Source organism: Halomonas sp. H10-59, from assembly GCF_040070555.1.
Classification (GTDB): Bacteria; Pseudomonadota; Gammaproteobacteria; order Pseudomonadales; family Halomonadaceae; genus Halomonas; species Halomonas litopenaei.
Genome location: NZ_CP098828.1, coordinates 2757580 through 2770870 on the forward strand (window position 1 = coordinate 2757580; position 13291 = coordinate 2770870).

Genomic DNA, 13291 nt, shown 5'->3' on the forward strand with positions numbered 1-13291 from the left:
ATCCGCGCTCCACAGCCGAATCTGCACCGCTGGCGCTAGTCGGCCATTATCGCCTATCCGCGTCGCGGCAGCCAGCCGTGCGCACAACTGGCGTTTTTCGCGTACAAACCAGGACCGGCTCATTACCATTTTTACCCCCCAGCCATGGCAGCGAACCCCGCATCACGACATCGTCTCAAATACCGCCCGATATCCAATGTAAGGAAAAACCCTTTTAGGCAAAAAAAAGACGAAAAGGTCTTTAAAAACCATCCCACATTTCGGGCATTCAGCCCCCCTCTGCCACCCTCTGCTCTGAATCCCTTGCACCCGCCCATGAGTACAATGTCGCCATCTTTTTTCCTTGCATACGTTTAACAAGCCCCGCCTTCCCTAACGGCATCCATGCAAGGAATTACCCAATGAACTTCAACACCGATTCATCATTGAATCAGTCCACTGCCGCCACACTGCTGGCGCAGGACAGCACCACCCAGGTCACCGCCCTGGCGCTGCTGGATGAAGATGGCTTGCCCAATGGCATTCCTGGCGGCCCACAGGATGCGGCTGGCCAGGACACCGTGGCAACCGGCACCCTGGGCTATAACTTCGGTGCCAACGGCCCAGCCGCGACCCACCCCTTTCGCTGGGAAACCACCGGCCTTCCTTCACTGACATCTGGCGGCGAGGCCCTTTCCTATCAGGTTTCCGCAAGCGGCCGGACCTTGTCCGCCTCCACCAGCGATGGCACCACCCTGCTTCAGGTCAGGCTGACCGATCTTGCCTCAGGCAGCTACAGCGTCTCGCTGCTCGGCCCGATCGATCATCCCGACGCAACCATCGAGAACAACCTGATCTTTTCGGTCTACTACACCATCACCGATGGTGATGGTGATAGCGCCACTGCACGCCTGGGCGTGGATATCGACGATGACTCGCCGACCACCACCGTTATCGCGCCCTCGAGCCTGGAAGCCGGCGATACCGTCACCGGTACCTGGTCACAGCAAGGCGGGGCCGACGGCGTCGCCGATACCGTCGTCAACCTCCAGGCCGACGACAACGAGTATCCGCTCGGCACCCCGATCGATACCGGCAAGGGCATCTTGACCGTCAACCCCAACGGCACCTGGAGTTTCAGCGCCGACAACGATGCCAGTGGCGCACTCGACTTCAACATCACCACCAAGGACGGCGACGGTGACAGCTTCAGCTCCAGTGCCCACATCGTCATTTCCGGCGGCAATGGGATAGGCCCCACCACCCCCGAGACGGATGGCAATTCTGCCACCGTATCGCCCAAGGCGGTGGTCGATGAAGATGGCCTTCCCGGCGGCATCGCCGGTGGCATCAATGACTACCCGGGCGAACGCACCATCGCCACCGGCCGGCTACGCTATGACTTCGGCGATGACGGCCCTGGCGGCTTCACCTGGAGCACCGCCGGCCTGCCGGTACTGACCTCCCAGGGAAGCCTGGTCAGCTGGGCACTCAGCGCAGACGGACGCTCTCTTCTTGGCACCAGCGCCAGCGGACAGCAGGTCCTCTCGATTGAACTGAGCGATCTTGCCGCCGGCACCTACCGGGTCGACCTGTTCAAGCCGCTGGATCACCCCCGAGCCGATGTCGAGAGCGACATCAACTTCAGCGTCGGCTACACCATCACCGACGCCGACGGCGACAGTGCGCAGGGCATCCTCCGCGTTACCGTGGATGACGACATGCCAGTGCCGGGCGACGATACCGCCGCAGGCGACAACAGCGGGCCCATCACGGTTGACGTACTGGACAACGACAACTTTGGCGCCGATGGCCCCGGCGAGCTCACCAGTGTCACCGTCCAGGGCGGCCCGGATGTTGGTACCGCCACCATCAACCCTGACGGCACCCTGACCTTTGTTCCCAACCCTGGCTTTACCGGAAACGCCACGATTGACTACACCGCCACCGATGGCGATGGCAGCACCGTTACCGGCAATCTCAGTGTCGGGGTCACGGACGGCGGCGGCACAGGCACAGGCCCCACCACGCCGGAAACCGATGGCAATCCCGACACCACGCCCCCCAAGGCGGTACTCGACGAAGACGGCTTGCCTGGCGGCATCGCCGGTGGCATCAATGACGTGGCTGGCGAACGGCTCGCGGCGATCGGCTCGCTGGGCTACGACTTTGGCAGCGACGGCCGCGGCAGCTTTACCTGGAATACCGCCGGCCTCCCCGTGCTGACCTCCGGCGGCAGCCCGGTCACCTGGTCGCTGAGCGGCAATGGTCGTTCGCTGGTCGGCTTCAACAACGCGGGTGAGCGTGTCATTTCCGTCCAGCTCACCGACGTTGCCAACGGCATCTACAAGGTGGTGCTGGCCAAACCGCTGGATCATTCCAACCCCAGTGTCGAGAGCGACATCAACTTCAGCGTCGGCTACACCATCACCGACGGCGTCGGTGACAGCGCCTCGGGCACTATCGGCATTACCATCGATGACGACACGCCAGTGACCAACGCCGACGTCGCCACCACCGACAACGACGGCTCCGTCACCGTCGATGTGCTCGGCAACGACCAGTTCGGCGCCGATGGCCCCGGCGGCATCACCAACGCCACCGTCCAGGGCGGCGCGGGTGTCGGTACCGTCACCGTCAACCCCGACGGCACCCTGACGTTCGTCCCCCACCCGAACTTCGTCGGCAATGCCAACATCAACTATACCGCCACCGACGGTGACGGCAGCGCTGTCAACGGCAGCCTCAGCGTCCAGGTGAATGATGGCGGCACTGGCCCCACCACGCCGGAGACCGATGGCAATCCCCACACCACGCCCCCCAAGGCGATACTCGACGAAGACGGCCTGCCTGGCGGCATCGCCGGCGGCATCAATGACGTGGCTGGCGAACGGACTGCGGCGGTCGGCTCACTGGGCTACGACTTTGGCAGCGATGGCCCCGGCAGCTTTAGCTGGAACACCGCCGGCCTCCCCGTCCTGACCTCCGGCGGCAGCCCGGTCATCTGGTCGCTGAGCGGCAATGGTCGTTCGCTGGTCGGCTTTGACAACACAGGTAACCGTGTCATCTCCGTCCAGCTCACCGACGTTGCCAACGGCATCTACAAGGTGGTGCTGGCCAAGCCGCTGGATCATTCCAACCCCAGCGTCGAGAGCGACATCAACTTCAGCGTCGGCTACACCATCACCGACAGCGTCGGTGACAGCGCCTCGGGCACTATCGGCATTACCGTCGATGACGACACGCCGGTGGCCAACGCCGACATCGCCACTACCGACAACGACGGTTCCGTCACCGTCGATGTGCTCGGCAACGACCAGTTCGGCGCCGATGGCCCCGGCGGCATCACCAACGCCACCGTCCAGGGCGGCGCGGGCGTCGGTACCGTCGCGGTGAACCCCGACGGCACCCTGACCTTCACCCCCAACCCCGGCTTCATCGGCAACGCCACCATCGACTATACCGCCACCGACGGTGACGGCAGCGCGGTCGGCGGTAGCCTCAATGTCGCAGTCGCCGATGGCGGCACCGGCCCCTCCACGCCGGAGACCGACGGAGATCCGAATACGGCGCCTCCCAAGGCGGTACTCGACGAAGACGGCCTGCCTGGCGGCATCGCCGGTGGCATCAATGACGTGGCCGGCGAACGGACTGCGGCCACCGGCTCACTGGGCTACGATTTTGGCAGCGACGGCCCTGGCAGCTTTAGCTGGAACACCACTGGCCTCCCCGCCCTGACCTCCGGCGGCAGCCCGGTCACCTGGTCGCTGAGCGGCAATGGTCGTTCGCTGGTCGGCTTTGACAACACGGGTAACCGTGTCATCTCCGTCCAGCTCACCGACGTTGCCAACGGCAACTACAAGGTGGTGCTGGCCAAGCCACTGGATCATTCCCACCCCGGTGTCGAGAGCGACATCAACTTCAGCGTCGGCTACACCATCACCGACAGCGTCGGTGACAGCGCCTCCGGCAGTATCGATATCACGGTCGATGACGACACGCCGGTGGCCAACGCTGACAGCGCCACCACCGACAACGATGGCACCGTCACCGTCGATGTGCTCGGTAACGACCAGTTCGGCGCCGATGGTCAAGGCGCGCTAACCGGTGCCACCGTTCAGGGTGGCGCGACCGTCGGTACCGTCGCAGTCAACCCGGACGGAAGCCTGACCTTCACGCCCAATCCCGGCTTCGTCGGCAACGCCACTATCGACTATACCGCCACCGACGGCGACGGCAGCACGGTCGGCGGTAGCCTCAATGTCGCAGTCGCCGATGGCGGCACTGGTCCCACCACCCCCGATAGCGATGGTGACCCAACCACCACCAACCCCACTGCTGTCGTTGATGAAGATGGCCTGCCTGGCGGCATCGCCGGTGGCGTCGGTGATGTCTCGGGAGAGCGTACCGTGGCGACTGGCTCACTGGGCTACAGCTTTGGCAGCGACGGCCCCGGCAGCTTTGCCTGGAACGCAGCCGGACTGCCTGCCCTGACCTCCGGCGGAAGCCCGGTCACCTGGTCGATAAGCGCCAACGGGCTTTCCCTGTTTGGCACGGACAGCAACGGCAATAGTGTCATTTCGGTGCAAGTGACCAACGTCGCCAACGGTAGCTACCGGGTAGTACTGAGCCGACCGCTGGATCACTCCAGTCCCAACGTCGAGAGCGATATCGACTTCAGTGTTGGCTACACCATCACCGACAGCGTTGGCAACAGCGCCTCGGGCAGCATCGACGTCACGATCGATGACGACATGCCGGTGGCCAACGCTGACAGCGCCACCACCGACAACGACGGCTCCGTCACCGTCGATGTGCTCGGCAATGACCAGTTCGGCGCCGATGGCCTCGGCGACATTACCAACGCCACCGTCCAGGGCGGCGCGGCAGTCGGCACCGTTGCAGTGAACCCGGACGGCACCCTGACCTTTACGCCTAACGCCGGTTTCACCGGCAACGCCACCATCGACTATACCGCCACTGACGGTGACGGCAGCGCTGTCAGCGGTAGCCTGTTCGTGACTAGACAGGATGATGACCAGCTACTCGTCGGCGGCAGCGGCGATGACAGCATCGCCGGTGGTAATGGTGACGACGCCATTCTCGGCGATGCTGGCGGTACCCATACCGTGCTCGAACCTGCGCAGAACTACAATGTGTCCTTTATTCTCGACGTTTCACCAAGCATGGGAGAAATGTTGGAAAACGGGCAATCACGCTTCAAGGTGGCTATCGAAGCGCTACGAGCCCAGCTTACCGAACTGGCTTCTTTCGAAGGAACGATCAATGCCCAGATCGTGACGTTTGGTGGAAAGTTTTCTCCTTCGATAGATTTTAATGATCTATCAGTAGAGGACTTGGATGACGTCAATGAATTTCTCGATAGTCGAGTGGTTATTAGTTCAACCAATTATGAGCAAGCGTTTAATGTCGCTAACGACTGGATGACGACTGTTAGTCAAGAAGGTTTCAACAACGTTGCCTACTTCATGACAGATGGAGACCCTGTATCTCATAATGATAATGGTAATATTGGTGTATCTGATGCAGGGAATATCACCACTCTGAAAGATATTGTCAATTCAATCGAAGGATACCAGCCGTTGGCAGCCATCAGTCGGGTGGAGGCGATCGGGGTAGGCGACGACACCAATCTTGAGGTGCTGAAGGTTTTCGACAACACCTCGAATGATGAGTTGAAAATGGTGCCCATTCCCCTGGATGCTGGCACATCGGTAGGCAGTGCGGAATTTCTTGCGTCATTCGATACAGGAGATACAGGAAGGCTCGCATCCATCGATAATTGGGCGTTGCAGACTGCCGATGGTGGAGTAACCATCGAAAGCACCTCGATCGGCACCTATCTACGCATTCGGGACAATGGCACAGGTGATGGCAGCACGATCGTCACCAGTGACGCTTTCGTCGTGAATGAACCTGCCGGTGTCAACCAGTTCTATAGCGTGTCATTTAACTTCGTGACCGACACCGCAAACGACCTGGAACAGGAAGGAAATATAAACGACAACTTCTCCTGGGCGCTGCAGACGCAAAATGATGAGGGAGGCTGGGATGCCGTTGCCACGGGGTTAAGATTTCGCTCGGGTAATATCAACAATAGCACTACTCAGATTGTGGCCAACGGGCTGGAAGGAGGCACCTATAGGCTACAGTTCGAGGTGGAGAACGCTAGAGGGGAGTTCTTCACCTTGTACGTGCAGGATATCTCACTCGATCTTCAAAGCTACACAGACGACCAGCTTGTGCCGGCCGGTGAGGTATCCATAATCAACACCGCCGAGGAGTTTGCAACGGCGCTGGACGGTGGCTCATCCTTCGATCAGCCTGCAGATCTCGGCGATGACGTTCTGGCCGGCGGTGCCGGCGACGACGTAATTTTTGGCGATGAGATCAACCCGGCGGGTGTCGGAGGAGAGAGCGGAAGTGGCTTTGCCGGACTGGTCGATTACCTGACCACGCAGAATGGCGCCGAGCCCACCAAGGATGAGACGGCCGCCTTTATTCGGGACAATGTCGATGCCTTGGCCAGCGGATCGCGCAGCGATGGTGGTGACGATCAGCTATCCGGTGGAGCGGGCGACGACATTCTGATCGGCGGCGGCGGAAACGATGTGCTACTCGGTGGTAGTGATAGCGATCTGCTGATCGGTGGTGGCGACAACGATCAGTTGACCGGCGGTGCCGGAGCCGATGTCTTTGCCTGGGGATTGGATGATGCCGGTAGCTCGGCCACGCCGGCACGGGATACCGTGACCGACTTCACCGTCGGTGAGTTTGGCGTCGATGCCGATGCCGATCGGCTCGATCTTGCCGACCTTCTCCAGGGTGCCGACGAGACCAACCTCGCAGACTATCTGCAGGCCAGCCAGGACGGAGACGACACCGTGCTGTCCATCAGCAGCGAGGGTAACCTCGCCGCCGGAGGCGGCAACGCTGACCAGGTGGTCGTTCTGGTCGGCGTTCAGATGGGAGCAGATGGGGACACCTTCCTGCAGAACCTGCTCGACGATGGCCAGTTGAAGGTCGACTAGGGTAACGCAGGCCAAACGGGGTGGGCGGCCCGCCGCCCACCCATTGACAACAACCTGATGGCAAGCATGAGAAAGAACTGAAAAGAGCGTCGACAAGTATGACCAGACCCACAATGGCTGGCCATTCCGTTCAGCCGACGCTTAAAGCCTGAGTCCTGTATTGTACAGGGTTCAGGCTTTTCGTTTCCGCCTGAGCCGTTCGTGGTTGCCACCATGGGTGCACTGGAGACGACTCTGCTGCGACGCTTCCGCCGTGGCGAACGGATTCAGGTGAATAACCTCGGTCTTCAGGATTCAGACGTAGCTCTCCAATTCGCACCCCCAGAGCTGAAGCAACCTCCGCTTCTTCGACACTGCCGCAATCGATTTCTCCTCGGGTCTGGGCATGACCGCGTTGAATGTAGCCAGCAGCCTCCGGCTTTCGGTCTTCAAGACAAGGCGCGATGTACGAGATCAATGCTTTTCCCACTAGTACATTGCCACACCCGTCGCTATCGATCCCTCTTACGACAATGACATAAAAACCTCTCATTCTTGACATTTTTGCTTCTGACGTCTGCCTATACCACTGATTGTATTACTACCAAAGCATCCCTCCCCGAACCAATAGCCACCCCTTCCCATGAGGATAGAAGCAGACGACTGGGTGCGGGGATTCTTCCTTCAGCATACTCTTCATATTCGCCAGAGCGTCGGATTCCCTGCAAACACCCTTCATCACTTACCGGCAAGGAGTTTTACCATGAAATCTGGCTTGGATAGTTTCGTTGCCGCGACCATCCAGTCGCCCCCGTTAGAGGAAGGCGACGATATCAGTACGGTCGCCAGCGTGGATGAGGATGGGCTTCCTGGCGGTAATCTCGAAGGCCCGAGCGACCTTGGCGGGTCTGCGACGGTGATCACCGGCACCATCCCCTACAGCTTTGGCAGTCTGGGAGCGGCAGATTTTGCGCCCTTCTCGTGGTCATCCAGCGGCCTGCCGAGCCTGTCGTCCCAGGGCGAAGCGCTACACTATGTCGTTTCGCCCAGCGGCAAGACCCTGGCAGCCAGGACCCTGGACGGCCAGACCGTCTTGCACCTGACCGTTACCGACATCGATACCGGGGCCTATCGCCTTGCCCTGCGCGCGCCACTGGATCATCCCATCACAGGTAACGAGGATGATCTGGCCTTTTCGGTCAAGTACACCATTCGCGACAGCCAGAACAATCAGGCATCTGCCAGGGTAGGCATCGTGATTGACGATGACTCCCCGACAAATACCATCGATTCACCCGTCGCCGTGGACGCTGGCGACAATGTGACCGGCTTCTGGCGCCAGCGCGGCGGCGCCGATGGCGTCGATTCCACCAAGGTGACCCTGTCCGGCAGCACCACCGAGTTCGAGCTGGATCAACGCATCTTTACTCCACAGGGAAGCCTGACGGTCAACTCGGACGGCAGTTTCACCCTGAACGCGAGCCCCAACATCACCTCAGACACAGAGCTGGTCTTTCAGATTGTCACCACCGATGGTGATGGCGATAGCGTGGCAAGCGAGGGTCGCATCAGCGTCAATGCAGCACTACTGTCTGACGATCGCCCAACGACGCCCTTGAGTGATGGTGACCTTGCAACCTCATCGCCACTTGCCTTGCTCGATGAGGATGGCCTGCCGGGGGGTGAGCCCGGCGGAATCGGTGACATACCCGGCGAGGCAACCGTCGCCATGGGCAACCTCGGCTACGACTTTGGAGACGACGGCGCCGGAGACGTTGTCTGGGAAACCCACAACCTTCCTGATATCCGTTCCGGTGGCACACGGATCGACTGGCAGCCAAGCGCTGAGGGCAAGCAGCTGTCCGGTCTCGACGCCGATGGCAGGACAGCACTTCACGTCGAGCTGCTGGACGTGGAGGATGGCACCTACCGCGTCACCCTGGCTCGCCCGCTGGATCATGGTGGGGTCAACATCGAGGACAATCTGGATCTGAGCTTTGGCTACCGGATCACCGACAGCGACGGCGACAGCGCCCTGGGTGAGCTGCTCGTGCGCATCAACGACGACTCGCCGGTGAAGGGACGATCAAACCAGGACACTCCCGCAGCCGAGCCACTCGATATCGCCGAGCTACTCGATGACAGCGAGAGCGCTGGCAAACTCACTGACCCCGCCATCACTCCCATCTTGGCCGATGATCCGAGTCCCTCGCCGATAACGGCGCAGACCTCTCTCGATAGCGAAATGGCGCCAACGATCAACGAGGATTTGCGCACTCTGCTGGAGGATACGACGATCCCTGCCGATATCTAAGGCGTGCACCAAAAGTGCCTTGGCTCATCGACCTTTCGAATTGTGACTGACACACAGTCAGACCGCGCCCTGCAAGCAGGTCAATCGAGCGGTCCGCTTCGGGAGCGCTTTCTAGCGAGCAGGGTCGGCAGTATCCAGCCGACTCATCAACTGCCTGAGGCCGCGCTCGAATTCGGCCTTGCCGCCGTAGGAAGGGTGACGCAGGGCGAGGACCTCGCGCTCGGGAAAGGCAACCTGGGCCGCCAGGGTGCCCTTGCGCCCCACCCCAGCCACCATCATCGGCGTCGAGTGGGCAGCGACCAGCTGATCCAGCCGCCTGAGCCAGTCGATGCCTTCGCTCAGCTCTGCTGCGCGTGGCGCGCGGTTGCTGTGCGTCCGCGCTATCTGATGGGGGTGAAAGGGAAAGGCGTTCCACACCAGCGGGGTCATCCCAAGACGTGCGAAGCACTCCCAGGCGATGGTGGCGGTGGCTTCGCTGCCGCCCTCCGGCACCAGGGCGAGGTGCGGTCTCAGCGTCTCGATAAAGGGATGCTTACAAGAACGCAGTAGTGCTGGACTCGACAACGGGATTCCCGTCTCGCCACCACCCTTGAAGCCCAGTGCTTCGGCCACCAGCAGCAGTCTGGGCCGGCCAGCGGCGGTCGTTTCCCTGGCGTGTTCCAGCATCAGCTCGAGATAGGCCGTCAGGTTGTCGGCCAATGGTTTCTTGCGCCAGGGGTTGGCAACGTCCGGCCCATCTGGCCGCCTGCGTAATCGCCTGACGAATGAACGAACGGTGGTCTGGCCCAAGCGCCCTGCTCCGGTGCTGATCGATCATGTAAAAAACGCGATGGGCCCGCACATCAGAGGCCCTGAACGACGTCGGGGCGCCCAAAAGGCGCCCCGACGAACCGATAGTGCTTTGCCTTAGCGCTCGCGCAGTACCTTGAGCATGCGCTTGAGCGGCTCGGCGGCGCCCCACAAAAGCTGGTCACCGACGCTGAAGGCACTGAGGTACTCACCACCCATGTTCAGCTTGCGCAGACGACCCACCGGGATGCTCAGGGTGCCGGTGGCGGCAGTCGGCGTCAGCCCATCGATGGTGGCGTCCTTGTCATTGGGGATGACCTTGACCCACTCGTTGTGGCTGGCGATACGCTCCTCGATCTCGTCGAGCGGCACATCCTGCTTGAGCTTGATGGTGAACGCCTGACTATGAGAGCGCATGGCGCCGATACGCACGCACAGGCCGTCGATGGGGACCGGGCTTTCCTGGCGGCCGAGAATCTTGTTGGTCTCGACGTAGCCCTTCCATTCCTCGCGGCTCTGACCGTTATCCAGCTTGGAATCGATCCACGGCAGCAGGCTGCCGGCGAGCGGCGCACCGAAGTTGTCGGTGGGGATGGCGCCAGTACGCATCGCCTCGGTGACCTTGCGGTCGATGTCGAGGATGGCACTGGCCGGATCCTTGAGCTCGCTTGCCACGCTGTCACGCAGGCCGCCCATCTGGTTGAGCAGCTCGCGCATGTGCTTGGCGCCGGAGCCGGATGCGGCCTGATACGTCATGGAGGTCATCCACTCGATCATGTCCGCCTCGAACAACCCGCCGAGGCCCATCAGCATCAGGCTGACGGTGCAGTTGCCGCCAACGAAGGTGCGCGCACCGGCGTCGAGCTGGGCGTCGATCACCTTGCGGTTGACCGGGTCGAGCACGATGGTGGCGTCATCGCTCATGCGCAGGGTGCTGGCAGCGTCGATCCAGTAGCCCTTCCAGCCGGCACCGCGCAGGTCTTCATAGACCTTCTTGGTGTAGTCGCCGCCCTGGCAGGTGATGATCACGTCCAGCGCCTTGAGCGCCTCGATGTCGAAGGCGTCCTTCAGCGGAGGCACGTCCACACCCACGTCGGGGCCGGCCTGACCGACCTGGGAGGTGGTGAAGAAGACCGGCTCGATGCCGTTGAAATCTCCATCTTCCACCATCCGCTGCATGAGCACGGAACCCACCATGCCACGCCAACCGACGAAACCGACTTTCAACATGTGAAGTCCTCCAGAAATCGAGTGAGGCAATCATTATACAGAAACCGGCAGCACCTTTCAGATGCCACCGGCACAGTCAGGATGGGCGACGCCCGATTGCCGGGCGCCAGCACCATTAACAAAGGCGTTAAAGCGCCGCCAGCACCGCATCCCCCATCTCACTGGTGGACACCTGGCGGGTGCCCGGATAGGCGATGTCGGCGGTGCGCAGGCCCTGATCCAGCACCTTGCCCACCGCAGCCTCGATGCGCTCGGCCATGGCCGGCTCGTTGAGCGAATAGCGCAGCATCATCGCCACCGAGAGGATGGTGGCCAGCGGATTGGCCACACCCTGGCCAGCGATATCCGGGGCGCTGCCGTGGCAAGGCTCGTACATGCCCTGGCCGCTTTCATTGAGCGAGGCCGACGGCAGCATGCCGATGGAGCCGGTCAGCATGGCGGCGGCGTCGGACAGGATGTCGCCGAACATGTTGCCGGTCACTACCACGTCGAACTGCTTGGGCGCGCGCACCAGCTGCATGGCGGCGTTGTCCACGTACATGTGCGACAGTTCCACGTCCGGGTACTCGGCGGACAGGCGCTCCATCACCTCGCGCCACAGGATGGTGACCTCCAGCACGTTGGCCTTGTCGACGCTGCAAAGCTTCTTGTCACGCTTGCGCGCCATCTCGAAGGCTACCCGGCCGATACGCTCGATCTCGCTCTCGCTGTAGACGTAGGTGTTGAAGCCGACGCGCTCACCGTCACGCTCCTCGACGCCGCGGGGCTGGCCGAAGTAGATACCGCCGGTCAGCTCGCGCACGATCATGATATCGAGCCCGGACACCACCTCGGGCTTGAGGGTCGAGGCCTCCGCCAGCTGCGGATACAGGATGGCCGGGCGCAGGTTGCCAAACAGCCCCAGCTCCTTGCGCAGCCCCAGAAGCCCCTTCTCGGGTCGCTTGGAAAGGTCCTCGATGGTGTCCCACTGGGGGCCGCCTACGGCCCCCAGCAGGATGGCGTCCGCCGCACGCGCCTTGGCCAGGGTCTCCTCGGGCAAGGGCACGCCGTGGACGTCATAGGCGCCGCCGCCTACGAGCGCTTCCTCCACGTCCACGTCGAGCCCCTTGGCCTTGAGCGCCTCGAGCACGCGGCTGGCCTGGGCGGTGATCTCGGGGCCGATGCCGTCACCGGGAAGGACAAGAATCTTGCGGGTCATGAGATGGGGTTCCTGAAAGCTGGCAGAAAGATGAAGATCGAGAGAATCGTAGGCCCCGCCATCGGGCGGGGCCAGCTGTCGATGAGAGACAGGTCTACGCCTTGGCCGGCTCGCGGAACAGCCAGGGGCGAGCGGTGCGATGACGCGCCTCGAAATCGGCGATGGCGGCCTCGTCCTTGAGGGTGATGCCGATATCGTCGAGGCCTTCAAGCAGGCAGTGCTTGCGGAAAGCGTCCACCTCGAACTCGAGGATCTCGCCGCCAGGGGTCACCACACGCTGGTGCTCGAGATCGATATCGAGACGGTAGCCCTCGTTGGCCTCGACCTCGGCGAACAGCCGGTCGACCTGCTCTTCGGGGAGAGTAATCAGCAGGATGCCGTTCTTGAAGGCATTGTTGTAGAAGATATCGGCGAAACTCGGCGCGATGACGGCGCGGAAGCCGAAGTCCTCCAGCGCCCAGGGCGCGTGCTCACGAGAACTGCCGCAGCCGAAGTTGCGCCGTGCCAGCAGCACCTGGGCCCCCTGATAACGCGGCTGATTGAGTACGAAATCCGGGTTCAGCGGGCGCTGACTGACGTCCTGACCGGGCTGGCCCTCGTCGAGATAGCGCAGTTCATCGAACAGGTTGACGCCGAAGCCGGTACGCTTGATCGACTTCAGAAACTGCTTGGGGATGATCAGGTCGGTGTCGACGTTGGCCCGATCCATCGGCGCGACCAGACCCTCGAGGCGTTCGAACTTTTGCATGG

General features: G+C 61.7%; 6 protein-coding genes. 2 read left to right on the forward strand and 4 right to left on the reverse strand.

Features of this window, described 5'->3' with window-relative positions; all coding sequences use genetic code 11:
* Positions 1-401: 401 nt before the first annotated feature.
* On the forward strand, positions 402-7031 hold the full coding sequence (locus NFG57_RS12100) for a tandem-95 repeat protein (protein WP_348814412.1): 6630 nt from the start codon (positions 402-404) through the stop codon (positions 7029-7031).
* Between the two features lie 742 nt (positions 7032-7773).
* Positions 7774-9324 (forward strand): hypothetical protein, encoded by a 1551-nt coding sequence (locus NFG57_RS12105; RefSeq protein ID WP_348814413.1) that lies wholly within the window; start codon positions 7774-7776, stop codon positions 9322-9324.
* A gap of 111 nt (positions 9325-9435) precedes the next feature.
* Here the strand turns inward: NFG57_RS12105 and NFG57_RS12110 are convergent, their stop codons facing one another.
* The 4 genes from NFG57_RS12110 to leuD form a co-directional block, all read right to left on the reverse strand.
* Entirely contained in the window at positions 9436-10023 is a 588-nt protein-coding gene (locus NFG57_RS12110; RefSeq protein ID WP_348814414.1) for a uracil-DNA glycosylase, read from the reverse strand.
* Positions 10024-10230: 207 nt separating this feature from the next.
* Complete coding sequence (asd, locus tag NFG57_RS12115) at positions 10231-11343, reverse strand: aspartate-semialdehyde dehydrogenase (protein WP_348814415.1); 1113 nt, start codon at positions 11341-11343, stop codon at positions 10231-10233.
* Between the two features lie 127 nt (positions 11344-11470).
* On the reverse strand, positions 11471-12541 hold the full coding sequence (gene leuB / locus NFG57_RS12120; protein WP_045992649.1) for a 3-isopropylmalate dehydrogenase: 1071 nt from the start codon (positions 12539-12541) through the stop codon (positions 11471-11473).
* A 94-nt stretch (positions 12542-12635) separates the two neighbouring features.
* Positions 12636-13289, reverse strand: coding sequence for a 3-isopropylmalate dehydratase small subunit (gene leuD / locus NFG57_RS12125; protein ID WP_045992650.1), 654 nt, complete (start codon positions 13287-13289; stop codon positions 12636-12638).
* Positions 13290-13291: the final 2 nt, after the last annotated feature.